General features: G+C 63.4%; 22 protein-coding genes. 13 read left to right on the top strand and 9 right to left on the bottom strand.

Going from position 1 to position 24,007, the window contains the following annotated elements; genetic code table 11:
• Positions 1-98 precede the first annotated feature (98 nt).
• The 6 genes from LOY35_RS15070 to LOY35_RS15045 all read right to left on the bottom strand — a co-directional run bounded on the left by LOY35_RS15070 (position 99) and on the right by LOY35_RS15045 (position 5,318).
• Positions 99-764 carry a response regulator transcription factor gene (locus LOY35_RS15070; protein ID WP_041021386.1) on the bottom strand — a complete coding sequence of 222 codons (666 nt, stop codon included), beginning with the start codon at positions 762-764 and terminating at the stop codon, positions 99-101.
• Between the two features lie 55 nt (positions 765-819).
• On the bottom strand, positions 820-1,353 hold the full coding sequence (locus tag LOY35_RS15065) for a PQQ-dependent catabolism-associated CXXCW motif protein (protein ID WP_258624339.1): 534 nt from the start codon (positions 1,351-1,353) through the stop codon (positions 820-822).
• Positions 1,354-1,618: 265 nt separating this feature from the next.
• Positions 1,619-2,410: an ABC transporter permease gene (locus LOY35_RS15060; protein ID WP_258624334.1), complete on the bottom strand. Its 792-nt coding sequence runs from the start codon at positions 2,408-2,410 to the stop codon at positions 1,619-1,621.
• Positions 2,407-3,138 (bottom strand): ABC transporter ATP-binding protein, encoded by a 732-nt coding sequence (locus LOY35_RS15055; protein WP_258624331.1) that lies wholly within the window; start codon positions 3,136-3,138, stop codon positions 2,407-2,409. Before LOY35_RS15055 ends, LOY35_RS15060 begins: the two co-directional genes overlap by 4 nt.
• Positions 3,135-4,124 (bottom strand): YVTN family beta-propeller repeat protein, encoded by a 990-nt coding sequence (locus LOY35_RS15050; RefSeq protein ID WP_258624328.1) that lies wholly within the window; start codon positions 4,122-4,124, stop codon positions 3,135-3,137. Before LOY35_RS15050 ends, LOY35_RS15055 begins: the two co-directional genes overlap by 4 nt.
• A 27-nt stretch (positions 4,125-4,151) precedes the next feature.
• Positions 4,152-5,318: an ABC transporter substrate-binding protein gene (locus tag LOY35_RS15045; protein ID WP_258624325.1), complete on the bottom strand. Its 1,167-nt coding sequence runs from the start codon at positions 5,316-5,318 to the stop codon at positions 4,152-4,154.
• 374 nt (positions 5,319-5,692) lie between these two features.
• On the opposite strand from LOY35_RS15045, the gene LOY35_RS15040 reads away from it, so the two are divergent.
• On the top strand, positions 5,693-6,952 hold the full coding sequence (locus tag LOY35_RS15040) for a histidine kinase (RefSeq protein WP_258624323.1): 1,260 nt from the start codon (positions 5,693-5,695) through the stop codon (positions 6,950-6,952).
• On the top strand, positions 6,949-7,587 hold the full coding sequence (locus tag LOY35_RS15035) for a response regulator transcription factor (RefSeq protein ID WP_258624321.1): 639 nt from the start codon (positions 6,949-6,951) through the stop codon (positions 7,585-7,587). The genes LOY35_RS15040 and LOY35_RS15035 overlap by 4 nt, the downstream gene beginning before the upstream one ends.
• Positions 7,588-7,611: 24 nt before the next feature.
• Here LOY35_RS15035 and LOY35_RS15030 read toward each other — a convergent pair whose 3' ends face one another.
• Both LOY35_RS15030 and exaA read right to left on the bottom strand, forming a co-directional pair.
• Positions 7,612-8,256, bottom strand: a complete 645-nt coding sequence (locus tag LOY35_RS15030) for a pentapeptide repeat-containing protein (protein WP_258624318.1) — start codon at positions 8,254-8,256, stop codon at positions 7,612-7,614.
• A 139-nt stretch (positions 8,257-8,395) separates the two neighbouring features.
• On the bottom strand, positions 8,396-10,261 hold the full coding sequence (gene exaA, locus LOY35_RS15025; protein ID WP_258624315.1) for a quinoprotein ethanol dehydrogenase: 1,866 nt from the start codon (positions 10,259-10,261) through the stop codon (positions 8,396-8,398).
• Between the two features lie 253 nt (positions 10,262-10,514).
• Between exaA and pedF the strand changes: the two genes are divergently transcribed.
• The 10 genes from pedF (at position 10,515) to mqo (ending at position 22,449) form a co-directional block, all read left to right on the top strand.
• Complete coding sequence (gene pedF, locus LOY35_RS15020) at positions 10,515-10,976, top strand: cytochrome c-550 PedF (RefSeq protein WP_258624314.1); 462 nt, start codon at positions 10,515-10,517, stop codon at positions 10,974-10,976.
• Positions 10,977-10,981: 5 nt separating this feature from the next.
• The gene (locus LOY35_RS15015; protein WP_258624309.1) at positions 10,982-11,857 is read left to right on the top strand and encodes an ABC transporter substrate-binding protein; all 876 of its coding nucleotides are present in this window, start codon (positions 10,982-10,984) and stop codon (positions 11,855-11,857) included.
• Positions 11,858-11,867: 10 nt separating this feature from the next.
• Positions 11,868-12,626 (top strand): quinoprotein dehydrogenase-associated SoxYZ-like carrier, encoded by a 759-nt coding sequence (locus LOY35_RS15010; RefSeq protein WP_408981157.1) that lies wholly within the window; start codon positions 11,868-11,870, stop codon positions 12,624-12,626.
• 16 nt (positions 12,627-12,642) lie between these two features.
• Complete coding sequence (locus LOY35_RS15005) at positions 12,643-13,569, top strand: quinoprotein relay system zinc metallohydrolase 1 (protein ID WP_258624307.1); 927 nt, start codon at positions 12,643-12,645, stop codon at positions 13,567-13,569.
• A gap of 288 nt (positions 13,570-13,857) precedes the next feature.
• Positions 13,858-15,633, top strand: coding sequence for a PQQ-dependent methanol/ethanol family dehydrogenase (locus LOY35_RS15000; RefSeq protein WP_258624305.1), 1,776 nt, complete (start codon positions 13,858-13,860; stop codon positions 15,631-15,633).
• A gap of 295 nt (positions 15,634-15,928) precedes the next feature.
• Positions 15,929-17,449: an aldehyde dehydrogenase family protein gene (locus LOY35_RS14995; protein ID WP_258624304.1), complete on the top strand. Its 1,521-nt coding sequence runs from the start codon at positions 15,929-15,931 to the stop codon at positions 17,447-17,449.
• 240 nt (positions 17,450-17,689) lie between these two features.
• Entirely contained in the window at positions 17,690-17,761 is a 72-nt protein-coding gene (gene pqqA / locus LOY35_RS14990; protein ID WP_003243383.1) for a pyrroloquinoline quinone precursor peptide PqqA, read from the top strand.
• Between the two features lie 131 nt (positions 17,762-17,892).
• The gene (ercA, locus tag LOY35_RS14985) at positions 17,893-19,050 is read left to right on the top strand and encodes an alcohol dehydrogenase-like regulatory protein ErcA (protein WP_258633635.1); all 1,158 of its coding nucleotides are present in this window, start codon (positions 17,893-17,895) and stop codon (positions 19,048-19,050) included.
• A complete protein-coding gene (locus tag LOY35_RS14980; RefSeq protein ID WP_258624301.1) occupies positions 19,034-20,404 on the top strand; it encodes a hybrid sensor histidine kinase/response regulator in 1,371 nt (456 codons plus the stop codon). The genes ercA and LOY35_RS14980 overlap by 17 nt, the downstream gene beginning before the upstream one ends.
• A 401-nt stretch (positions 20,405-20,805) precedes the next feature.
• Positions 20,806-22,449, top strand: a complete 1,644-nt coding sequence (gene mqo, locus LOY35_RS14975) for a malate dehydrogenase (quinone) (protein WP_258624298.1) — start codon at positions 20,806-20,808, stop codon at positions 22,447-22,449.
• 63 nt (positions 22,450-22,512) lie between these two features.
• Here mqo and LOY35_RS14970 read toward each other — a convergent pair whose 3' ends face one another.
• Positions 22,513-22,962 carry an Rrf2 family transcriptional regulator gene (locus tag LOY35_RS14970; RefSeq protein WP_258624296.1) on the bottom strand — a complete coding sequence of 150 codons (450 nt, stop codon included), beginning with the start codon at positions 22,960-22,962 and terminating at the stop codon, positions 22,513-22,515.
• A 145-nt stretch (positions 22,963-23,107) separates the two neighbouring features.
• Here LOY35_RS14970 and LOY35_RS14965 point away from each other — a divergent pair, with 145 nt between their 5' ends.
• Positions 23,108-24,001, top strand: a complete 894-nt coding sequence (locus tag LOY35_RS14965; protein ID WP_258624294.1) for an NAD(P)/FAD-dependent oxidoreductase — start codon at positions 23,108-23,110, stop codon at positions 23,999-24,001.
• Positions 24,002-24,007: the final 6 nt, after the last annotated feature.

Below are 24,007 nucleotides of genomic sequence, written 5' to 3'. Positions count from 1 at the left end.
GCTCGCGATGCAGGCACTGGAGTGTCAGAAAGAACACTTGGCTTCATCGCGGGCAAGCCTTGCTCCCACAACGTTTCTCCCCGCAAGAGCGCAGTACTTCAACGCCGCAGATACGCGCCGAAATCAATATCCCCCGCGCTGAGAATCGCCTGCACCCGGTTGTGCACGTTGAGTTTGCGCAGAATCGCCGAGACGTGGGCCTTGACCGTGGTTTCGGCGATGTCGAGGGTGTAGGCGATCTGTTTGTTCGATTCGCCCTTGGTCATGCGCTCGAGCACCAGCAGTTGCTTGCGGGTCAGGGCCTGGAGCAGTTCGGGCGGGAAGGCCGGGGTTTCGTTCAGGCGACGGCCTACCGGGTTCTTCTGGGTGCGGATGATGTCCGGTGGCAGGTACACGTTGCCATTGAGGATCTGCTCGATGGCGTCGGTCATCTGCGAGCGCGGCGAGGATTTGGTGATGAACCCCACCGCGCCGTAGGTGATAGCCTGCAAGACGATCTGTTTGTCCTGCTCGGCCGAGACGATCACCACGGGAATGGTCGGGGCCTCGTTGCGCAGGTTGATCAGGCCATTGAGGCCGTGCATGCCGGGCATGTTCAGGTCCAGCAGGATCAGGTCCAGGTCGTCGTGCTCGGCGGTCAGGGCCAGGGCGCTGTCCAGGTCGGCGGTTTCCATGACCTCGCTGCCAGGAAAACCGTCGCTGATGACGTTATGGATGGCTTCGCGAAACAGTGGGTGATCGTCGGCTATCAGGATTTTATACATGGCCATTCACCTCATTATTGTGTTGTGGCTGGAGCAGTTGCACGCACGTTCAAGATCAGGGAAAAGGTTCAGGCCGCGCCGCTTGCAGGGGCAGGTGGGCAGCCTCCCACGCATCGACGCCGTCGCGGTACCAATACAGATGCTTATAGCCCATGGCTGCGGCGCGTTTTACCGCGTTCCAGCTCAGCCAGCAATCGGAGCGGCAATAAAAGACCAACGGTTGCTCCGCATGCCCGGCGGTGGCCTGGCGCAGGTGGTAAGCGAGGTAATCCTGCCAGGTCGGGTCGAGTTCGCCGTCACCGGTATTGGCCAGCCAGAGGCTGCCGGGGAGGTTGGCGTGGGGCTCGTTGTCGATGAAACGTCCCTGGACCCAGGGTCGACGGTAGACGTCGATCAGCACCGGGGCGGGTGTCTGTCCGAGCAGTTGCTGCAACGCCGGGGTATCGACCGTTCGGGCGCCTTCCACTGTCTCAGGAGTGGGGCTGCGATACCGGTCGATGCGATAACCCTGGGGCGAAAACAGCGCCGTGTCGGCCAGCGCGACATTCAACCACAGGCCCAGCAAGACGACCGCCAGTAAACGGAGCATAGGATTGATCCTTGTTGTTATGCGTCCATTACATGCCAGGGTCGCGGTCTTGGGAATGCGACCATGGACAGGGAAACCAGTACTAAAGTCGTAATTTATGGCCTTTGCACAATGGTCTGTACGCCCGCGAACCCTGTGGGAGCCGAGCTTGCTCGCGATGGCGGTGGATCAGCTTGCGGCGATGGTGACTGTGCCGCCGTCATCGCGAGCAAGCTCGGCTCCCACAAGGGAATGTTTTCCTTCAAAGGGATCTGTATCGGTTGGCTCAACCCGCCTTGCGCAGCGCCGCATGTTGCGGGTTGAAGGTCCACACCGCCAGCAGCGCGAACACCAGGGTCAACCCCACGCACACCGTCATCGCCAGCAGGTTGAACTGTCCATACAAGGCATACCGCACCAGTTCCACGCCGTGAGTGAACGGGTTCACCGCGCACAGCCAGTACAGCCACGGGCTGGCCTCGAGCATCTTCCACAGCGGATACAGCGCCGAGGACAGGAAGAACATCGGGAAGATCACGAAATTCATCACCCCGGCGAAGTTCTCCAGTTGCCGGATCGCATTGGACAGCAGCAAGCCCAGGGCGCTGAGCATCAGCGCCACCAGCAACAACGCCGGCAGCGCCAGCAACAGGCCAATGGCCGGCGGCTGGACGCCGTACAGCCAGGCGATGGCGAGGAAGGCGTAGACCTGCAGCAACGAGATCAATGACGTCGCCAGCAGTTTGCTCGCGAGCAGGAAGGCGCGGGGCAGGGGGCTGGTCAGCAGCACCCGCATGCTGCCCATTTCCCGGTCGTAGACCATCGAGAGCGAACCCTGCATGCCGTTGAACAGCAGGATCATGCAGGCCAGCCCAGGCACGATGTACACCTCGTAGGGAATGTAGGTGTCATAAGGCGCGATGATCGCGATGCCCAGTGCCGCGCGAAAACCGGCGGCGAACACCAACAGCCACAGCAGCGGGCGTACCAGGGCGCTCAGCAATCGTGTGCGCTGTAATACGAAGCGCAGCCATTCGCGCATGACGATGCCGCTGAAACATTGCCAATACGCGTTCATGCCTGGGCTCCCGAAGTGGTCAAGCGGGTGAAGGCCGAACCCAGAGTGCCGCCATGTTCCTGGCTTACGGCCTCGGCGCGGCCGCTGGCGACCAGGCGGCCCTGGTGCACGATCAGCAGATCGTCACAGGGTTGTACTTCATCCAGCAGATGGGTGGTCCAGAGCACGCTGATGCCTTGTTCGTCACACAGTTGACGGATGTGCCGGCCCAGGGCCTGGCGGCTGGCCGGGTCGAGGCCGACGCTGGGCTCGTCCAGCAGCAACAGCCGGGGTTCGTGCAACAGCGCCCGGGCGATTTCCACCCGGCGACGATGCCCTCCGTTGAGCGCTCGGACCCGTTCATGGCGTCGCTCGGTCAACTGTTGGCGGGCCAGCTCGGCGTCGATCCGGGCCATCCCTTCGCGCCGCGACAAACCGTGCAAGGCGAGGTGATAGCGCAGGTTCTGTTCGACACTCAGGTCCAGGTCCAGGGTGCTTTGCTGGAACACCACGCCCAGCTGTTGCAGGGCCTGCCGTGGCGAATGCTGCAAGGAGTGGCCGCCGACACGGATCTCGCCACGCTGCACATCGTAGAGGCGCGTGAGCAGGGCAATCAGCGTCGATTTGCCGGCGCCGTTGGGGCCCAGCAGCGCGGCGAAGCGTCCCGGGGCGAGGCTGAAATCCATCTGCTTGAGGGCTTCGCGCGGCCCGTAGGCAAAGCTCAGGTCGCTGACCTCCAGGGCGTTCATGGCGTCACCACCACACCCCAGGGGTAGCGCCCGACCTTCACCGACTTGAGCACCTTGCGGCTCTGTACGTCGATCACCGAGACATCGCCGCTGACGCCGTTGGTGGCCAGCAACTGGCGCTGGTCCGGGGTAAATGCCAACTGCCAGACCCGGCGCCCTACCAGCAGGTAATCCAGGATCTCGAAGGTCTTCGCGTCGATCAACGCCACATGGTTGGCCGGGCCCAGGGCGACAAAGGCCAGCTGGCCGTCGGCGCTGAGCTTGATGCCCACCGGCTGGACTTTGTCCGGGTGAACGCCCTTGATCTGGAAGGTCAGGGTCTTGAGTACCTTGCGGGTCGCGACATCGAGAATCGTCACGGTGCCGCCGATTTCCGCCGAGGCCCAGAGCTGGGTGCCGTCGCGATTGAACTCGACGAAGCGCGGTCGCTGATCCACCAGCGTGCTGTCGGCCAGGGTCTGGGTGCTGGTGTCGATCCAGTGCAGCATGTTGGTGGTTTCACTGGTATTGACCGTCCACTTGCCGTCGGGGCTGACGGCCATGCCCTCGGGCTCGACACCCACGCCGATCTGGCCCAGCACCTCGGAGGTCTGGGTGTCGATCACGGTCACCAGGGCGTCGTCTTCGTTGGAAACGTAGAGCCAGCGATCATTGGGATGCAGGGCAAACTGCTCCGGGTCCTTGCCGGACGGCAGTTCCTTGATGATCTTGCGGGTGGCGACATCCATCACCTGGACCCGGTCCGAATCGCTGGCGCAGATGTACAGCAGGCGATTGTCGTGGGACAGCAGCAGACCCCGTGGACGCTGGCCCACCGGCAGGGTTTCGACCACTTCCAGGCTCTGCATGTCGATCAGGCTCAGGCTGTTGTCTTTCTCGTTCGAGACCCAGGCGATGCTGGCGGCGGCAGGGCCGGTGGCGAGCAACACCGCGCCGAGGGCGAGCACCTGGCGCAGCAGGATCGGTTGGAACAGCGGGCGGCGCATGGCGGTTTTCCTTATTGTTGTTGTCGATCAGGGGTAGCGGCAGCTCACTTCGGGCTGGTCGTAGCCCAGGCTGTCCATTTCATTGCTGGGGTGCAGGAAACCGTCCTGGGGCGAAGTGCTGACCAGGGCCCGTGGCTGGACCAGGGGAATCGGTTGGCGCAGTTGTCCGTTCCAGGGGCGATAGCTGAGCTTGCGCCCCTTGAAACCATCCAGCGGCAACTGATCGCTCAAGGCCAGTTGGCGGATGGCGATTGGGTCGGCCTGGCGCAGTTTGCTCACCGCGCTGGCGATGCTGCGCACGGCGATCCAGGCGGCGAAGTCACGGTCGTTCATCCAGCGTCCGGCCAGGGCTTCGAAGCGCTTTTGCAACTGCGCCGCGCCGTAGGTTTCCACGGTCTTGTGCCAGCCGGTGGGGGTCAGTCCCTGGGTGCCGGCCACCGGGCGCGGGTACCAGGTCTGGTAAGGCAGGTACTCACCGAAGTCGCCACGTTCATCGGCCACCAGCACCACGTCGTATTCGGCGGTCTGGGTGAACAGTGGCATGTCGGCCTGGGCGCTCCGGCGCTGGTCATTGTCGAACTGCCAGGTCTTCTCGGCCACGGTCTTCAGGCCGAAGCGTTTCATGGCCCGGCGCAGGGCGTTGGCATAGGCCTGGTCCTCGGGCGTCTGCCCAACAATCAGCAACGCCTTCTGCCATTTGCGCACGACGCTGAATTGCACCAGCGCGTCGGCGAGCATGGCCCGGTCGGGCAGGCTGTGCAGCACGTTGCCCAGGCAGTCAGTGGTGCGCAGGCTGTCGTCGGGACTGCCGGCGTTGAACAGCAGGCTGTCGGGCAGGGCCGCGCTGAGCTGGCGCAGACTGGCGGCCGGTGCGTTGACCACGAACAGCCGCAGGCCCTGCTCATGCTGTGCGCGGGCGGCCTGGAGCAAGGCTTCGGGGCTGTCGACGCTGGCGCTTTCCAGGCGGTAATCCTGCTTGAGAAAACGTCCGGTGCTGTTGCTGTCGATGATCGCCAGTTCGGCGCCGCGCAAGCCCGCGTCGGCGGGCTCGACAATGACATTGGACAGCAGCGGCCCCGGGTCGGGACGGTAACCCAGGTATCCTATGCGCACCTGCAGCGGCATTGCGTCCTCAGCCTGGACGGCGGTGGCTGCCATCAGAGCGATCAAGGTGAAGCTGACGAGCCGGCGCATAACACCTCCATTGCGGGTAGCGCCAGCATAGGAAGCCCTTGGTCAGGGGGGAATATGCAGAAAGTACCGCCGGGGCAGTACCAAGGTAGTAGCTCGTGGTCGACGAGGGCGTTTTAGGATGCAGGCAATCGTCATTCATCAGGGAGCGGACAGACCGTGCGGACTTTCAAGGCATTGCTGCTGCCGTTGTTGCTGATCCTGAGCTTGATTGGGGTTGATCGGCTGTCCGGTGGTCACCGCGGTCCCCCTGTGGGAGCGAGCCTGCTCGCGATGACGGCGGCACATCCAACATCCCCGCCGGCTGGAGCACCGCTATCGCGAGCAGGCTCGCTCCCACAAGGGGCATGTGCCGATGCCGTGATGGGCTGTTGAGCATGTCGGCCCTGTGGCGGATCAATCTGTGGGTGGTGGCCTTCTTCGGCCTGGTCACGCTGGCCTGTGCGGGCCTGTTGCTGCATCAGGCCATGACCGACGTAAAGCGCGAGCTGCAATCGGCCGGTTCCGTGGTGCAGTACCTGCGCGAAACCGCCGAGCGCGATCCGGCCAGCCTTCAGGAGCGCCTGACCGGTAGCCTGCGCCATGTGCGGGTGCGCTGGCTGGCACCGGGGGAAGCCTTGCCGACGGGCGTCGACAGCGGGCTGAAGGCCTGGCTCGGCCGGCAAGTGCTCGTCGACGGCTCGGCGCCTCAGGTGATCGGCCTGCGGGACGGTCGTCAGGCCTGGATCGCCGTCGACCCACGGGACGAAATCGAGGAAATCCTCGACTCGCTGGTGCAGTTGCTGGGCGTCTGCGCCATGGCCCTGCTGGTCAGTCTGCTGGTGATCCGCTGGGCGGTGCGCCGGGGCATGGGGTTGCTGGATGAGTTGCTCGAAGCGTTGCGCCAGGTGTCGACCGGCGATCTGCGGGTGTGCTTGCCCGCCGAAGGCATCCCGGAGGCGCGGCAACTGGCGGGGCATTTCAACCGGATGACCGCTGCCCTGGCCCGGTCCCAGGCCGATAACACCCGACTCACCCAGGCGCTGTTGGCTGTCCAGGAACAGGAGCGCACCCACTTGGCCCAGGCCCTGCACGATGACCTCGGTCAATACGTGGCCGGCATCCGCGCCCGGGCCTGCCTGCTGCGCCTGGTCACCGACCAGCCGTCGGTGCTGGAGCAAACCGTCAGCCAGCTCGAAGATCACTGCGAGCACTTGCAACAAGGCTTCCGGGCGTTGGTGCACGACCTGTACCCGGTGGTGCTGCAGCACTTGCCGCTGGACGAGGCCATCGGATTGTTGGCGCGGCAATGCCAGGACACCCATGGCATTGCCTGCGAATTGCGGGTCGATGGCGCCTTGCCGCCGTTGTCCGGGCCAGACAAGATCCATTTGTATCGCCTGGTCCAGGAGGCACTGACCAACGTTGCCCGTCATGCCAGCGCCACCCGGGTGCGGATCCGCTTGCACCGGCGCGGCGGACGCCTGCGGCTGTGGGTGCGCGACAACGGCCTGGGGGCGACGCAGCCGCCCCGAGCGGGTGTCGGCCTGCATTCGATGTCCGAACGGGCTCGCAGCCTGGGTGGCGAGCTGCGTGTCATCTGCCGCCCCGGTGCCGGTTGGGCGCTGGCGGTGAATATCCCCCTGGAGGCGCGATGAACATTTTGTTGGTGGATGATCATGCAGTGGTCCGGCAGGGCTTCGCCAGCCTGCTGCGGGCCTTGATGCCTGATCTGCAGGTCCGTGAAGCGGCCACGGGCGAAGAGGCGCTGAGCCTGGTGCAGGAGCAGGTGCCGCACCTGGTGATCATGGACTTCGGCCTGCCCGGCATCAGTGGTCTGGAAACCACCCGGCGCCTGCGCCAGCGTCTGCCGCAACTGCGCGTGCTGTTCTTCAGCATGCACGATGAATTGCCGTTGGTGCGCCAGGCGCTGGACGCCGGCGCCGCGGGTTACCTGACCAAGAACTCGGCGCCTCAGGTCCTGGTGGAGGCAGTGCGGCGGGTACTGGCCGGCCACGCCTATATCGAACAATCCCTTGCGACCCAACTGGCCTGTGCCAGCTCCCGGCACAACGCCGATCCGCGCTTGCAATGTATGACCCAGCGCGAGCTGGAAATTTTCGTCATGCTCGCCAAGGGTACCCCCGCCCGCACGATCGCCGAGCAACTGTGCATCAGTGCCAAGACCGTGTCCAACCACCTGACGCTGCTCAAGAGCAAGCTGCAGGTCAGCTCCCATGCCGAGCTGGTGCATTTGGGTATCGATATGGGCGTGGTGCGGGTGGCGGGGTAAAACCTCGCCACGGGGGACCGTGGGTTACTGGGCCCAAGACATTGGGCACCCAGTACAACCCTCCATGTTCGCTCCCTGGAAATTCCCATAGTGCTGGCGTGAACCGCTCAGGTTGGCCTGTTCCAGGTTGCTTTCCCCCAGCTTGGCTTCCTGCAGGTTGGCGTCCCGCAGGTCGGCACCCTTGAGGTCGGCCTTGCTCAGCCAGGCCATCTCCAGATCGGCGGCTTGCAGATTGGCATCGTGCAGGCGCGCGCCGGACAGTCGGGAAAATTGCAGGTACGCGGCGCTCAGGTCGGCGCCTTGGAACTGTGCGCCCTGGGCGAACACCCCCCAGGCCTGGACAGCCTTGAGGGTGGCGTCGGTTAAGTCGGCCAGGCGCAGGTTGCTTTGTTGCAGGCTGGCGCGGGTCAGGTTGGCGCCTTGCAGACGGGCTTTCTCCAGATTCGCCAGGTCCAGCCGTGCATGGCGCAGATCGGCACCCCGCAGGTCCGCGCCGCTGAGGTTCATCTTGCGCAGGTCCTGGTTCGCCAGTTGGGCACCTCGCAAGTCGGCACCGGGGCATTGACTGGATTCGGCGATGACGCAGCCGTTGAGGGTCAGGGGGGCTTCGGTGTCGTCGGCGTGGGCGCTGAAGACGAGCAGCACCCATGCCAGGGGCAGGTAATTCATGGCAGTAGACTCGGTCAGCCCTGTGGGAGCGAGCCTGCTCGCGATTCGGTGTGTCAGTCGACATCTATTCAGGCTGATCCATCGCTTCGCGAGCAGGCTCGCTCCCACAGGGGAATGGGTTGAGGTTTTGAGGGACGCGCTACTTCTGCGCCGTGGCCTTGTCCCAGCCTGGGATCTTGAACACCCAGAACGAGCCGCCCTGTGCCACGGGCTTGGTCAGCTCCGCCATGTCGCCGCCCCACAACGGCACGGCGCCGCCATAACCGACGGTCACGCCGATGTACTGCTCGCCGTCCTGTTCCCAGGTGATGGGCGGGGAGACGATGCCGCTGCCGGTCTGGAATTTCCACAGCTCCTTGCCGGTCCTGGCATCGAACGCCTTGAAGAAGCCATCACCGGTGCCGGTGAACACCAGGTTGCCCTTGGTCGCCAGTACGCCGGCCCACAATGGCAGCGGCTCCTTGTGCTCCCAGACCACCTTGCCCGTGCTGGGGTTCATCGCCCGCAGGCTGCCGACGTGATCGTCGTACATGCGCTTGATGCGAAACCCCATGCCGAGGTAAGCCGAGCCCTTCTTGTAGTTCACTTCCTCGGTCCAGTATTCCTCTTTCCATTGGTTGCCCGGGACGTAGAACAACCCGGTGTCCTGGCTGTACGCCATGGGGTTCCAGTTCTTGCCGCCCAGGAACGGCGGCGAGACTTCCACCGGCTTGCCCCGGGTTTCGCCGGGCAACGGCTTGGCCGGGCGCTGGCCGGGGTTCTCCACGGGGCGACCGGTCTTGAGATCGATGTGGCTGGCCCAGGTGATGTTGTCGACGAAGGGGAACGCGTTCTGCAACTTGCCGTTGTTGCGGTCTACAACGTAGAAGAAGCCGTTGCGGTCGGCATGGGCGGTGGCCTTGATGACCTTGCCGTCTTTGTCCTTGTAGTCGAACAGCACCAGCTCGTTGTTGCCGGAAAAATCCCAGGCATCGTTGGGCGTGTGCTGGTAGAACCACTTCACTTCGCCCGTGCTCGGGTCGACGCCGACCTGGCCGGAGGTGTAGAGGCTGTCATAGTCGTGGGGGTTGCCGTCCTTGGCTGTCCGGGCCCAGGTGTTCCAGGGGCCGGGGTTGCCCGCGCCGACGATGATGGTGTTGGTCTCGGGATCGAAACTGGCGCTCTGCCAGGGCGCGCCGCCGCCGTGGCTCCAGGCTTCGACCTTGCCCGTTTCAGTGGTCTTGTCGTCGGGCCAGGAGGGCGCCTTCACATCGCCGGTGGGGGTGCTGTCCTTGCCGTTGAGGCGACCCATGTGGCCCTCGACGAAGGGACGCATCCAGACTTCCTCGCCCGTCTCGGGATCGCGGGCGAACAACTGCCCGACCACGCCGAATTCATCGCCGGAACTGCCGTGGATCAGCAGCACCTTGCCGCTGGTCTTGTCCTTGATCAGCACCGGGGCGCCGGTCATGGTGTAGCCGCCGGCGTGATCGCCGAACTTCTTGTTCCATACGACCTTGCCGGTGTTTTTGTCCAGGGCGACCACTCGGGCGTCCAGGGTGCCGAAGTAGATCTTGTCGCCATAGATGGCCGCGCCGCGATTGACCACGTCGCAGCATGGGCGAATGTTGTCCGGCAGGCGGTGGTTGTAGGTCCATAGGCGCTTGCCGGTCTTGGCGTCGAGGGCGAACACCCGCGAGTAGGAGCCGGTGACGTAGACCACGCCGTCGCTGACGATGGCCTGGGATTCCTGGCCGCGCTGCTTCTCGTCGCCGAATGAGTAGGACCAGGCCGGGGTCAGCTTGAACACGTTCTTATCGTTGACCTGGGCCAGCGGGCTCCAGCGCTGGGCGTTGGTGCCCATGCCGTATTGCAGCACGTCTTTGGTGGTCAGGTGGTCGTTGGCGATGTCTTCCCAACTGACCCCCGACGCTGCGGCGCGGGCCAAAGGGCTTAGCGACAGACTGCCGGCCAGCAGCAAGGCAACGGTCAGGGAGGAGAGGGCGGGTAGCGTTTTTATTCTCATGGTGGCAGTTCCCAGTGAAAGGTTTTGGCACGACTAGGTTGGGTCGCGCCGGGGGCCCGCCGATACGGAAAAAGTCCCGCCTTTGCCGGGAAGACTTCCCGAACCACCTGTCTTTGCGACTTGCGTCGGATGGCCTGCTACCAAGGAACTAGGACCCGGCCACCAAAGCAGCATTCGGCTGGCGCGGCACGGTTCCTAAGATGACGGCACGGCCTCTGTAGAGAGGTCAGCGTGCAATCCAGAGGGCATAACAATGACAACAAAACGCAACGCCATCATCGCTACCGCTTTGCTGATGGGGCTGGCCGGCGCAGGCTCCGTGTGGGCCCATGGCAACGTAGTGCCCCAGGCAGTGGAGACCAAGGGTCTGACCCCGATCAAGGACACCGGCGTCGCGTTGGATGGCGACGGCTGGGCTTCCGTGAACCCCTACCGCACCTCGCCCGAGCATGACCGGGCCGTGGAGATCGGCGCGTCGGCCTACAACCAGAACTGTGCCGCGTGCCACGGCCTGGAAGCCAAGTCCGGTGGGATCGCGCCCGACCTGCGCATGTTGGACGCCGCTGAAGCCGGCGATGAGTGGTTCGTCGAGCGGGTGCGCCACGGCGCGGTGCGCGACGGTCGGGTCTACATGCCGAAAATGGCCGACTACCTGAGCCAGGAAGCCCTTTGGGCGGTGCGCACCTACCTTGACAGCGTGCACGTCGAGGAGTGATCGCCATGCGCCTGTTCGCGTGGGTAATCTGCAGCGTGCTGCTGTGTAGCCAGGCCGTGCAGGCGCAAGTGCGCAGCTACGACCAGATGATTGCCTCCGGTGAGTTGAAGGTGGCGGTCTACAAGGACTTCGCGCCCTACAGCTTCGAAGCCGACGGCCAGCCCAGGGGCGTTGATGTGGAACTGGCCCAGGCCCTGGCCAAGGCGCTGGGTGTGCGCCTGCAACTGATCTGGGCGCCACCCGGCGAGAAGCTTGACGACGACCTGCGCGATTACATCTGGCGCAGCAGTCCGCTGCACGATCGCCAACTGGCCGACCTGATGATGCGCGTGCCCTACGATCACGACTACGTGCAAAGAAGCAACGATATCGGAGAACTGGAAAACGCCCAGGTGGTGATGTTCGGGCCTTACCAGCAGGAGTGTTGGCAGGTGGCCTATGACCGCCGTCGATTGGATTCGGTCGGCAGCGTCGCGGTGTTTCAGCAGCATCCCATCGGGGTTGAAGTCGACAGCGTGCCGTCGTTCTACCTGACGTCGGTGTTCAACGGCATGCTTAGCGCCAAAACCCATCATTACCCCAGCGTCGCCCAGGCGTTCAAGGCCATGCGGGCAGGTGAGGTCGACGCCGTCATGGCCATGCGCGGGGAGATCGACTGGCAGGTCCACGAGGCGGCCGATGCGCAATTGGCGCTCGCGGAAAATGCCTACCCGAACATGGGCAAGCAGCGTTGGGAAATCGGCATGGCGGTGCATGAAAGCAACCGGCAACTGGCCTATGCGGTAGAGGAGGCGCTGGAAGGCCTCATCCGCGACGGCAGCCTCAAGGCCGTCTATGCCCATTACGGCCTGCGTTACGACGTGCCGGACATGTACCAATAGGAGCGCAGGGATGAAATGGCTCGCGTGTTGCCTGCTGGGGGTCGGCCTGCCAATGATGACGCTGGCGGCGGTCGAGCCGGGAAAGGACCCGGTTCCGTCGGTGATGTGGGCGTTCTATCACAAACAACTGCTGGGCGACGCGCCGTTCGTGTTCGACGAGCGGGTCCGGCTGCTGGCGCCGCCCTTTGCCGAAGATGCCCGCCAAGTGCCGCTGGAAATCGACGCTCGCGCCTTTGCCGGCGACGTGGTGCGGGTGCTGGCCTGGGCAGAGCTCAATCCGTTGCCCAGGATCGTCGACTTCCGGCCGGAGGCGCGGGTGTTGCCCTGGCTGTCGATCCGCATCCGTATCGAGCAAGCCACGCCGCTGCGCGCCGCCGTGCAGACCCGCGATGGCCTGTGGCACGTCGGCTCGACCCTGATCGATGCGGCCGGCGGTGGCTGTACCGCGCCCAGTGTGGTGCGCACCCAGCCAGGCTGGGAGGAACACCTGGGCGAAGTGCTCGGTGCCCGTTATCCCCGGGGCGACACCAGTCGGCTGCGTGTGCAGGTGGCCCATCCGATGGATAACGGCCTGGTGAGCGGCATTCCTGAATTCTTCCTCAACCAGGCTCAATTGCTCGACGCCGACGGTCAGGTGCTGGCGCGCCTGGAGCTGTTCCCGGCGGTCAGCGAAAACCCCAACCTGGGCTTCGACGTACAAGGCCCCGGACAGACCCGCCTGATGTTGCGCGACAACAGCGGCAATCAATTCGAGGCGGCGATCCCCTGACCCCAAGGAGCGCGCCATGCGCTGGATGCTATTGATCTGCTTGTGCCTGCCGGTGTGGGCCGGCGCGGCGGACTATTCGCTCAAACCCCGGCAGATTGCCGAGGGGACGTGGCTGCTGGAAGGCAGCACCGAGAACTTCGCCAAGGCCAACGGCGGCAACATCGTCAATACCGGTTTCATCGTCACCGATGCCGGCGTGGTGGTGATCGACACCGGGCCGTCGAAGCGCTACGGGGAAGCCCTGCGCCAGGCCATCGCGGCGACCACGGACAAACCGGTGATCCAGGTGCTGTTGACCCATCATCATCCGGACCATGTGCTGGGCAATCAGGCCTTCAGCGACGTTCCTATCGGCGCCCTGGCGGGTACCACCGACCTGCTCCGCCAGCAGGGCGACGCCATGGCCGAAAACATGTACCGGCTAGTGGGCGACTGGATGCGTGGCACCGAGGTGGTGCTGCCGACCCAAACCGTGATTCCCGGTACGCTGAAGGTGGGCAATCATTCGTTGCGGCTGTTGCAACTGGCCGGGCACACCGGGGCTGACCTGGCGATATTCGACGAAACCACCGGCGTGTTGTTCGCCGGCGACCTGGTGTTCTACGAACGGGCCTTGACCACGCCAAACAGCCCGGGGCTGGAGGTGTGGCTCAAGGACCTGGACACCTTGCAGGCCTTGCCCTGGACGCTGATCGTCCCCGGTCATGGCCCCGTGGCGAGCGATGTCCGGCCCTTCGTGCAGATGCGCGACTACCTGGGCTGGCTCGACCAATTGATGCGCGACGGCGCCGCCCGGGGCGACGACATGGCCGAGATGATCCGCAGCCCCATTCCCGAGCGCTTTGCCGGGATCAGCCTGAGCCGCTATGAGCTGATTCGCAGTGTCAGTCATCTTTATCCGCGGTATGAGCGAGTGGGGATGAAGCGGGTGGATGCCAAATAGTCTGGGCAAATGAAACCTGTGGCGAGGGGATTCATCCCCGCTGGGCTGCGAAGCAGCCCCAGAAATAGTTTGATCGACACAAAGTCGGAGTGGCTGAAAAAGGGGCCGCTGCGCAGCCCAGCGGGGATGAATCCCCTCGCCACAGTGGCTCGCGCCAAACCCCACATGTACCAAGGAACTAGAAAACTCAACACAGCGTGCAATTGTTGGTAGCGGCTCCGAGCCCAAGAATCTGTGGCAGACCGGGAAAATTTCCCGGGTATAACAATAACCGCAGAGGTAGCCGTCATGACTCATCCCGCACGTCGCCAACCCTTCGCCGTGAGCCTGCTGCTCAGTGCCATGCTGCTGTCCGGTTCGGCCCTGGCCGCCGTGACCGATCAGGAAATTCTCCAGGACCCGAAAAACCCGCAGCAGATCGTCACCAACGGTCTCGGCGTCCAGGGCCAGCGCTACAGCCCGCTCGACACCCTTAATGTCAACAACGTCAAGGACCTGCGGCCGGTCTGGGCGTTCTCCTTCGGCGGCGAAAAACAGCGCGGCCAGCAGGCCCAGCCGATGATCAAGGATGGGGTGATGTACCTCACCGGATCCTACTCGCGGGTGTTCGCGGTGGACGCCCGTACCGGCAAGAAACTCTGGCAGTACGACGCGCGCCTGCCCGATGACATCCGTCCCTGCTGCGACGTGATCAACCGTGGCGTGGCGCTGTACGGTGACCTGGTGTTCTTCGGCACCCTCGATGCCAAGCTGGTCGCCTTGAACAAGGACACCGGTAAGGTGGTCTGGAGCAAGAAGGTCGCTGACCACAAGGAAGGCTATTCCATCAGCGCCGCGCCCATCGTCGTCAACGGCAAGCTGATCACCGGCGTGGCGGGCGGCGAGTTTGGTGTGGTGGGCCAGATCAGCGCCTTCGATCCGAAAAACGGTGAGCTGCTGTGGACCCGGCCGACCGTGGAAGGGCACATGGGCTACGTCTACAAGGACGGCAAGGCTGTCGAGAATGGCATCTCCGGTGGCGAGGCCGGCAAGACCTGGCCGGGGGACCTCTGGAAAACCGGTGGCGCTGCGCCCTGGCTGGGCGGCTACTACGATCCGGAAACCAACCTGCTGCTGTTCGGCACCGGCAACCCGGCCCCGTGGAACTCCCACCTGCGTCCTGGCGACAACCTCTATTCCTCGTCGCGTCTGGCGCTGAATCCGGACGACGGCAGCATCAAGTGGCACTTCCAGAGCACGCCCCACGACGGCTGGGACTATGACGGCGTCAACGAGCTGATCTCCTTCAACTACAAGGAAGGTGGCAAGGACATCAAGGCGGCGGCCACCGCTGACCGTAACGGTTTCTTCTACGTGCTCGATCGCACCAACGGCAAGTTCATCCGTGGCTTCCCGTTCGTAGACAAGATCACCTGGGCCAGCGGCCTGGACAAGGACGGTCGGCCGATCTACAACGAGGCCAGCCGTCCGGGCGCGCCGGGCAGTGAAGCCAAAGGCAGCTCGGTGTTCGTCGCCCCGGCGTTCCTCGGTGCGAAGAACTGGATGCCGATGGCCTACAACCGGGACACCGGGCTGTTCTATGTGCCGTCCAACGAGTGGGGCATGGACATCTGGAACGAAGGCATCGCCTACAAGAAAGGCGCGGCGTTCCTCGGCGCGGGGTTCACCATCAAGCCGCTGAACGAGGACTACATCGGCGTGCTGCGGGCCATCGATCCGAAGACCGGCAAGGAGGTCTGGCGCCACAAGAACTACGCGCCGCTGTGGGGCGGGGTACTGACCACCAAGGGCAACCTGGTGTTCACCGGTACACCTGAAGGTTTCCTCCAGGCCTTCAACGCCAAGACCGGGGAAAAGGTCTGGGAATTCCAGACCGGTTCCGGCGTGCTCGGCTCGCCGATTACCTGGGAAATGGACGGCGAGCAGTACGTCTCCGTGGTTTCGGGCTGGGGCGGCGCCGTACCGCTGTGGGGCGGTGAAGTGGCCAAGCGGGTGAAGGACTTCAACCAGGGCGGCATGCTCTGGACCTTCAAGCTGCCGAAGGATCTGGTGGCCAAGCGCTGAACCGAAGCAGGGCTGAGCGCTGTCTTTGTAGTGAGATAGCAACCTGTGGGAGCACGGCTTGCCCGCGATGAAGTTGACGCGGTTCATCTTGAAACCGAGGCGCTTCCATCGCGGGCAAGCCTTGCTCCCACAGAGCAAAAGCGCCGATGCCAGTTTTCTGCATTCCAACCCACAAACCTACGACCAAATAACGAGAGCCCCTCCTGCCAACGACGCATTCGTCTGGCCGGCGGGGCTCTCTACCATCGGCCTATCGCCTGTCCCGTGACAGGCATCGACCAGGCAGAGGCCCATCATGATCTACGCACAACCCGGAACCCCAGGTGCCGTCGTTTCCTTCAAACCGCGCTATGGCAACTTCATCGGTGGCGAATTCGTCGCGCCGGTGCATGGCGAGTACTTCACCAACACGTCGCCGGTCAACGGTCAGGTGATCGCCGAATTCCCGCGATCCAGCGCCGCCGACATCGACAAGGCCCTGGATGCCGCCCATGCCGCCGCCGATGCCTGGGGCAAAACGTCGGTGCAGGACCGCTCCCTGGTGCTGCTGAAAATCGCCGACCGTATCGAACAGAACCTGGAAATCCTCGCGGTCAGCGAAACCTGGGACAACGGCAAGGCCGTGCGCGAAACCCTCAACGCCGACGTCCCGCTGGCGGCTGATCATTTCCGTTATTTCGCCGGGTGCATCCGTGCCCAGGAAGGCGGCGCGGCCGAGATCAACGAGTTGACCACGGCGTACCATTTCCATGAGCCGCTGGGCGTGGTCGGGCAGATCATCCCGTGGAACTTCCCCTTGCTGATGGCGGCCTGGAAACTCGCCCCGGCCCTGGCTGCCGGTAACTGCATCGTGCTCAAGCCGGCGGAGCAGACGCCGCTGTCGATCATGGTCTTTGCCGAACTGATCGCCGACCTGCTGCCGGCCGGTGTGCTGAACATCGTCCATGGTTTCGGTCGCGAAGCCGGCGAAGCCCTGGCGACCAGCAAGCGCATCGCCAAGATCGCCTTCACCGGTTCCACCCCGGTAGGCTCGCACATCATGAAATGCGCCGCCGAGAACATCATCCCGTCCACCGTAGAGCTGGGCGGCAAGTCGCCGAACATCTTCTTCGAAGACATCATGCAGGCCGAGCCGGCGTTCATCGAGAAGGCGGCCGAGGGCCTGGTGCTGGCGTTCTTCAACCAGGGCGAAGTCTGCACCTGCCCATCCCGCGCCCTGGTGCAGGAATCGATCTACGACGAATTCATGCAAGTGGTGATGAAGAAGATCGAGCAGATCAAACGCGGCGACCCGCTGGACACCGACACCATGGTCGGCGCCCAGGCGTCCGAGCAACAATACGACAAGATCCTTTCGTACCTGGACATCGCCCGCGAGGAGGGTGCCGAACTGCTGACCGGCGGCGCGGCCGAGCGCCTGGAGGGGGACTTGTCGAGCGGTTATTACATCCAGCCGACCCTGCTCAAGGGCCACAACAAAATGCGTGTGTTCCAGGAAGAAATCTTCGGCCCGGTGGTGGGCGTGACCACCTTCAAGGACGAAGCCGAAGCCCTGGCGATCGCCAATGACAGCGAGTTCGGCCTCGGCGCCGGCCTTTGGACCCGCGACATCAACCGCGCCTACCGCATGGGGCGGGCGATCAAGGCCGGGCGCGTGTGGACCAACTGCTATCACCTGTACCCGGCCCACGCGGCGTTCGGCGGCTACAAGAAGTCCGGCGTGGGGCGTGAAACCCACAAGATGATGCTTGACCATTACCAGCAGACCAAGAACCTGCTGGTGAGCTATGACATCAATCCGTTGGGCTTCTTCTAACCTTCGGAAACAGCGCTAAACCCTGTGGGAGCGAGCCTGCTCGCGATGAAGCCGGATCAGTCGACAATTGTGTTGGCTGACCCGGCTTCATCGCGAGCGGGCTCGCTCCCACATTGGATTGATGTAGAACCTGCTACCAACGCACCCCATCCACCGCTTCGAAAGTAGCATTCGAACCCACGGCACCCCGTGCATTAATGACCTTGCCGGAATCGTCCGGTACAAGAAGAGGAAAGACCCATGTGGACTAAACCCGCGTACACCGACCTGCGTATCGGCTTCGAAGTGACGATGTACTTCGCCAATCGATGAGCGTCGGCCCGGCCTGATGCGTTCAGGCCGGGCTACCCATTGGTCTGATTGCATTACCGGCGGGATGCTTTAGGCTCTGGGTATCCAACACAATAAGAACAGGCTTACCAATGAGCCATGTACCCGAAAAGATGAGCCTCAGCCCGCTGCGCAAGTTCGTTTCTCCTGAAATTATGTTCGGTGCCGGTTGTCGGCACAATGTCGGTAATTACGCCCAGACCTTCGGCGCGCGCAAGGTGTTGGTGGTCACCGATCCAGGCGTCATCGCCGCCGGCTGGGTGGGTGATGTCGAGGCCAGTCTCCAGGCCCTGGGTATCGATTACTGCATCTACAGCGACGTTTCGCCCAACCCCCGGGTCGAGGAAGTGATGCTCGGTGCCGAGCTGTACCGGGAAAACCACTGTGACGTCATCGTCGCGGTCGGTGGTGGCAGCCCCATGGACTGCGGCAAAGCCATCGGGATCGTGGTCGCCCATGGCCGCAACATCCTCGAATTCGAAGGCGTCGACACCCTGCACGTGCCGAGCCCACCGCTGATCCTCATTCCCACCACGGCCGGGACTTCGGCCGACGTCTCGCAGTTCGTGATCATCTCCAACCAGCAGGAGCGCATGAAGTTCTCCATCGTCAGCAAGGCCGCCGTGCCGGATGTCTCGCTGATCGACCCGGAAACCACCCTGAGCATGGACCCGTTCCTGTCGGCCTGTACCGGCATCGACGCGTTGGTGCACGCTATCGAGGCCTTCGTCTCCACCGGTCACGGCCCGCTCACCGACCCGCATGCGCTGGAGGCGATGCGGCTGATCAACGGCAACCTGGTGCAGATGATCGCCAACCCGGCGGACGTCGCCCTGCGGGAAAAGATCATGCTCGGCAGCATGCAGGCCGGGCTCGCGTTCTCCAACGCGATTCTCGGCGCCGTGCACGCCATGTCCCATAGCCTGGGAGGCTTCCTGGACCTGCCCCATGGCCTGTGCAACGCGGTGCTGGTGGAGCATGTCGTGGCGTTCAACTACAACTCGGCGCCGGATCGTTTCAAGGTGATCGCCGAGACGCTGGGAGTCGACTGCCGTGGATTGAATCATCGACAGATCCGCACCCGATTGGTGGAACACCTGATTGCGCTCAAACACACCATCGGCTTCCACGAAACCCTGGGCCTGCATGGCGTGAGCACTTCGGATATTCCTTTCCTGTCCCAGCACGCGATGGATGATCCGTGCATCCTCACCAACCCTCGGGAGTCGAGCCAGCGGGATGTCGAGGTCGTCTATGGCGAAGCCCTCTGACGAACAGCAAAAGGCCCTGGCCGGGCTGCTGGGGCTGGGCAATCATTCGACGCGCAAGAGCCATTACCCCGAACTGGCGGCGCGCCTCGAGGATCTGGAGCTGGCCCGCCAGCGCCTGCAACAGCTCAACGACCAGTTGGAACAGCGGGTGGCCGAGCGCACCGATGAGTTGCTGGAGGCCAATCACAACCTCCAGCAGCAGATCGCCCAGCGCAAGCTCGTCGAGCAGCAGTTGCGCGACGCCCGCGACGCCGCTCAGGCCGCCAACCGCAGCAAGGACAAGTACCTGGCCGCCGCCAGCCATGACCTGCTCCAACCGCTCAACGCCGCACGCCTGCTGATCGCCACGCTGCGCGAGCGCCAGTTGCCGAACACCGAGCAGGTCTTGGTGGAGCGTACTCACCAGGCCCTGGAGGGCGCGGAAGACCTGCTCACCGATCTGCTGGATATTTCCCGGCTGGACCAGGCTGCGGTTCGCCCGGACGTTGCGTCCTATCGCCTGGACGAGTTGCTGGCGCCGTTGGTTTCCGAGTTTCAATCGGTGGCGGGCGCCGCGGGGCTGGAGCTGCGTGCGCGTTTCGGCGAGGCAGTGGTCATGACCGACCTGCGCCTGCTGACGCGCATCTTGCGCAACCTGCTCAGCAACGCCTGCCGCTATACCAACCAGGGCGGCATTCTCCTGGCCGCCAGGCGCCGGGGAGGGCGCCTGAGCCTGGAAGTCTGGGACACGGGACGCGGGATTGCCGCCGACTGCTTGGAGTCGATCTTCCTTGAGTTCAACCAGCTGGACGTAGGCCGGGCGGCGGACCGCAAAGGTGTGGGATTGGGGTTGGCTATCGTCGAGCGCATCGCCCATATCCTTGGCTACCGGGTCCAGGTGCGTTCCCGGCCAGGACGCGGCTCGGTGTTCAGCATCGAAGTGCCGCTGTCGGATGAAAAACCGTTGCCCCTGTCCGAGACACCGGTCCTGGCAATGACTGGCAACCCGTTGCCCGGCCGCCGACTGCTGGTGATCGACAATGAACTCAGCATCCTGCAAAGCATGGCCGCGCTGCTGGGGCAGTGGGGCTGCGACGTGCTGACCGCCACCGACGAAGCGGCCGCTCTCGAGGCGCTGCAAGGCCACGCACCGGAGCTGATCCTGGCGGATTTCCACCTGGACCATGGGGTGGTCGGCTGCGAGGTGGTCAGGCACTTGCGCGAGCATTTCCAGCAGACCATCCCGGCGGTGATCATCACCGCCGACCGCAGCGACCAATGCCGCCGCGCGCTGCGCAAACTGAATGCGCCGCTGCTGAACAAACCGGTCAAGCCAGGCAAGTTGCGAGCGGTGTTGAGCCAGTTGCTGGGGTAGCACCCACCGCTCCCACAGGCTTTTGCAAGTAACCCCGAATATTTTCGAGCTGAAGACCGCCATCAAAACGCCGCCATTTGATCGGCGTTTTCGCCCTGAATGTAAAAAGAGGCTTCGGTCTGGTTATTTCATTCTGTAAACTCCCCCCGCTGCGACAATCGGGCACGGCCACGCCAGCCCCGATCAAGACCGTTTTGCAGTGTCCCTCACCCAGCTGAAGCCAAGACCTACAAGAAGTCAGTGCCGGAGAGACAGAAAACTTGAGGCCGCTGATTACGCGGCCCTGTAGGTCCATCCTCCAGTCCATTCGAACCCGCCGCGCTGGCGTTGCCGGCCATGGGCGTGGTCTATCCTTGAACAGACCGGAGGGCGGAATGGCGTTCCATCCTAGGGATACACACATGTTGAAGAAAACACACACGGCGCTGCTGGGCCTGGCGATGGCGATGGGTCTTGCGACCACGCACGCCGCCGAGGCAAAAAAAGTGGATGTCCTGCTCATCGGTGGGGGCATCATGAGCTCGACACTCGGCGTCTGGCTCAATGAGCTGGAGCCGGGCTGGACCATGGAAATGGTCGAGCGCCTGGACGGTGTTGCCGAAGAGAGTTCCAACGGCTGGAACAACGCCGGTACCGGTCACTCCGCGCTGGCCGAGCTGAACTACACGCCGGAAGACAAGGACGGCAAGGTCGAGATCGCCAAGGCCATCGAGATCAACGAAGCCTTCCAGATCTCCCGTCAGTTCTGGTCCTGGCAGGTCAAGAACGGCGTACTGAAGAACCCGCGCTCGTTCATCAATTCCACGCCGCACATGAGCTTCCTGTGGGGTGACGACAACATTGCGTTCCTGAAGAAGCGCTACGAAGCCCTTCAGGCCAGCCCGTTGTTCGCCGGCATGCAGTACTCCGAAGACCCCGCGCAGATCAGCAAGTGGGTTCCGCTGATGATGCAAGGGCGTGATCCGAGCCAGAAAGTCGCGGCCACCTGGAGTCCACTGGGTACCGACGTGAACTTCGGCGAAATCACCCGCCAGTTTGCCGCTTACCTGCAAACCAGGCCGAACTTCTCGCTGAAACTGTCCAGCGAAGTGGAAGACATCACCCGCAATGAAGACGGCACCTGGCGCGTTTCCTACAAGAACCTGAAGGACGGTACCGAAACCGAGACCGACGCCAAGTTCGTGTTCATCGGCGCCGGCGGTGGTGCCTTGCACCTGCTGCAGAAGTCCGACATTCCGGAAGCCCGCGAATACGCCGGCTTCCCGGTGGGTGGTTCGTTCCTGGTGAGCGAGAACCCGACCGTTGCCCAGTTGCACCTGGCGAAGGCCTACGGCAAGGCTTCGGTGGGCGCGCCACCGATGTCGGTTCCGCACCTGGATACCCGCGTACTCGATGGCAAGCGGGTGATCCTGTTTGGCCCGTTCGCGACCTTCTCCACCAAGTTCCTGAAGAACGGTTCGTACTTCGACCTGCTGACCAGCACCACGACCCACAACGTCTGGCCGATGACGAAGGTCGGTATCGAGCAGTACCCGCTGGTCGAGTACCTGGCCGGCCAGCTGATGCTGTCGGACGAAGATCGTTTCAATGCGCTGAAGGAATATTTCCCGCAGGCCAAGCAGGAAGACTGGCGCCTGTGGCAGGCCGGCCAGCGCGTGCAGATCATCAAGCGTGACGAAGAGAAGGGCGGCGTCCTGAAGCTCGGCACCGAAGTGGTCGCCTCCCAGGACGGCAGCATCGCCGGCCTTCTGGGTGCCTCGCCAGGCGCCTCGACCGCCGCACCGATCATGCTGAGCGTGCTGGAGAAGGTCTTCAAGGACAAGGTCGCCAGCCCGGCCTGGCAGGAAAAGCTGCACCAGATCGTGCCAAGCTACGGCACCAAGCTCAACGACAGCCCTGAGCGCGTGGCTCAGGAGTGGGCTTACACCAGCGAAGTCCTGCAACTGGATCCGCCACCTGCGATCGGCAAGCCAGGCGCCCCTGCGGCACCGGCCAAGCCGGCTGCCAAAAGCGACGGCAACCCAGCGGCTGATATGGCGCTGTAAAGCGGACATTGTCTGTTGATGCATAAAAACGCCGCTCATTGAGCGGCGTTTTTTATTGGGTGATCAGCGATGAACCGCGGTCATGGGCGTTTCCCGGAAGCGCCGGTCAAAATCCTCCGCCAACTGTGCCAGGGTAATGCTGCCCAAACGCTTGAGCAGCAACGCCTGGGCCTCATCGAAGGCGTCGGTCAACGCCCCGTTGACCGCTTGTTCCACCAGGCATTGCGGGTGATCGGTGGACAGGCCGATGGAGAAAATCGAGGTACTGCCCAAGGCCTGATGGATGTCGAGCAAGGTCATGTCCGATAGGGGCTTGCTCAGGGTCCAGCCGCCCCGATGGCCTTTTTCCGATGTGACATAACCTTTTTCCTTGAGCAGCGCCATGGTCCTGCGCACCACCACCGGGTTGGTGCCCAGCATCTGGGCGATGGTGTCCGAGGTGGCGGACTGTTGGTGGCGGTCCATGTGGATCAGGACATGCAGCATGCGGGACAGGCGGGTGTCGGTTCTCATGAGGGACGTGGCGTTCTGTGACTTTCGACAAATGCGAGTATCGCCTGTAATGGCAAAAGTTACGAGATCGTTGACAGGTGCTTTTCAAGAAACTTACGATGTGTCGAGACTTTCATCCCATCGACACTTTCCTTGGAGATCGATCATGCGCTACGACGTCATCATTGCAGGCGGCAGTTACGCCGGTATGTCCGCAGGGCTTCAACTGGCCCGTGCCCGGCGCAAGGTGCTGGTGATCGATGCCGGCCAGCGTCGCAACCGGTTCGCCGCAACCTCCCATGGCTTTCTCGGCCAGGACGGCCGGGCACCCGGTGATATCGCCGAGGATGCCCGTGCCCAGCTCATGGCCTATCCAACCGTGGAATGGCTCTCGGACAGCGCCGTCGGCGCCGCTGCCGAGGCGGGCGGCTTCAGCGTGGAAACCGCCCGTGGCCAACGCTACAGCGCCCGGCGCCTGTTATTGGCCACGGGGGTCATCGATGATCTGCCAGCGGTGGACGGACTGGCGGAGCGCTGGGGCAAAAGCGTTTTCCATTGCCCTTACTGTCACGGATATGAGCTCGAACAAGGGCCGATTGGCGTATTGGCAACTTCAGAAATGTCGCTGCACCACGCGCTGATGCTCCCCGACTGGGGCCCGACGACGTTCTTTCTCAATGGCGCGTTCGAGCCAGACCCGGAACAGCGAGCGAGTCTCGAACAGCGGGGAGTGGCCGTGGTGTCGGAGCGTGTCGAACGCATTGAAGGGGAGCGGGCCAATGTCGTTCTGGCCGATGGCCGAATGGTGGTGATCGATGGGTTGTTTGTCTTGCCGCGTACCCGCGTGGCCGGCTCGCTGGCCGCGTCCCTCGGCTGCGAGCTGGAAGACGGTCCCCTCGGGGCCTTTATCCAGACCGATCTGACCCGCGAAACCAGCGTGCCGGGGGTGTTTGCCTGCGGCGATGCGGCAATGCCGTTCGGGTCGGTCGCGCTGTCCGTCGGCGACGGGGTAAGGGCCGGGTCGGGGGTGCATCGGTCGTTGATATTTGCGAAGGAGTAAGACCTC

The sequence above is a fragment of the Pseudomonas sp. B21-028 genome, assembly GCF_024749045.1.
Taxonomy (GTDB): Bacteria; Pseudomonadota; Gammaproteobacteria; order Pseudomonadales; family Pseudomonadaceae; genus Aquipseudomonas.
The sequence above is the reverse complement of the archived record's forward strand: the minus strand, read 5'-3'. Positions and strand labels throughout refer to the sequence as shown.

Excerpts from the sequence above, each read along its gene's own strand:
- LOY35_RS15070 (WP_041021386.1), bottom strand. The coding sequence starts at position 764 with ATGTATAAAATCCTGATAGCCGACGATCACCCACTGTTTCGCGAAGCC.
- LOY35_RS15065 (WP_258624339.1), bottom strand. The coding sequence starts at position 1,353 with ATGCTCCGTTTACTGGCGGTCGTCTTGCTGGGCCTGTGGTTGAATGTC.
- LOY35_RS15060 (WP_258624334.1), bottom strand. The coding sequence starts at position 2,410 with ATGAACGCGTATTGGCAATGTTTCAGCGGCATCGTCATGCGCGAATGG.
- LOY35_RS15055 (WP_258624331.1), bottom strand. The coding sequence starts at position 3,138 with ATGAACGCCCTGGAGGTCAGCGACCTGAGCTTTGCCTACGGGCCGCGC.
- LOY35_RS15050 (WP_258624328.1), bottom strand. The coding sequence starts at position 4,124 with ATGCGCCGCCCGCTGTTCCAACCGATCCTGCTGCGCCAGGTGCTCGCC.
- LOY35_RS15045 (WP_258624325.1), bottom strand. The coding sequence starts at position 5,318 with ATGCGCCGGCTCGTCAGCTTCACCTTGATCGCTCTGATGGCAGCCACC.
- LOY35_RS15040 (WP_258624323.1), top strand. The coding sequence starts at position 5,693 with ATGTCGGCCCTGTGGCGGATCAATCTGTGGGTGGTGGCCTTCTTCGGC.
- LOY35_RS15035 (WP_258624321.1), top strand. The coding sequence starts at position 6,949 with ATGAACATTTTGTTGGTGGATGATCATGCAGTGGTCCGGCAGGGCTTC.
- LOY35_RS15030 (WP_258624318.1), bottom strand. The coding sequence starts at position 8,256 with ATGAATTACCTGCCCCTGGCATGGGTGCTGCTCGTCTTCAGCGCCCAC.
- exaA (WP_258624315.1), bottom strand. The coding sequence starts at position 10,261 with ATGAGAATAAAAACGCTACCCGCCCTCTCCTCCCTGACCGTTGCCTTG.
- pedF (WP_258624314.1), top strand. The coding sequence starts at position 10,515 with ATGACAACAAAACGCAACGCCATCATCGCTACCGCTTTGCTGATGGGG.
- LOY35_RS15015 (WP_258624309.1), top strand. The coding sequence starts at position 10,982 with ATGCGCCTGTTCGCGTGGGTAATCTGCAGCGTGCTGCTGTGTAGCCAG.
- LOY35_RS15010 (WP_408981157.1), top strand. The coding sequence starts at position 11,868 with ATGAAATGGCTCGCGTGTTGCCTGCTGGGGGTCGGCCTGCCAATGATG.
- LOY35_RS15005 (WP_258624307.1), top strand. The coding sequence starts at position 12,643 with ATGCGCTGGATGCTATTGATCTGCTTGTGCCTGCCGGTGTGGGCCGGC.
- LOY35_RS15000 (WP_258624305.1), top strand. The coding sequence starts at position 13,858 with ATGACTCATCCCGCACGTCGCCAACCCTTCGCCGTGAGCCTGCTGCTC.
- LOY35_RS14995 (WP_258624304.1), top strand. The coding sequence starts at position 15,929 with ATGATCTACGCACAACCCGGAACCCCAGGTGCCGTCGTTTCCTTCAAA.
- ercA (WP_258633635.1), top strand. The coding sequence starts at position 17,893 with ATGAGCCTCAGCCCGCTGCGCAAGTTCGTTTCTCCTGAAATTATGTTC.
- LOY35_RS14980 (WP_258624301.1), top strand. The coding sequence starts at position 19,034 with ATGGCGAAGCCCTCTGACGAACAGCAAAAGGCCCTGGCCGGGCTGCTG.
- mqo (WP_258624298.1), top strand. The coding sequence starts at position 20,806 with ATGTTGAAGAAAACACACACGGCGCTGCTGGGCCTGGCGATGGCGATG.
- LOY35_RS14970 (WP_258624296.1), bottom strand. The coding sequence starts at position 22,962 with ATGAGAACCGACACCCGCCTGTCCCGCATGCTGCATGTCCTGATCCAC.
- LOY35_RS14965 (WP_258624294.1), top strand. The coding sequence starts at position 23,108 with ATGCGCTACGACGTCATCATTGCAGGCGGCAGTTACGCCGGTATGTCC.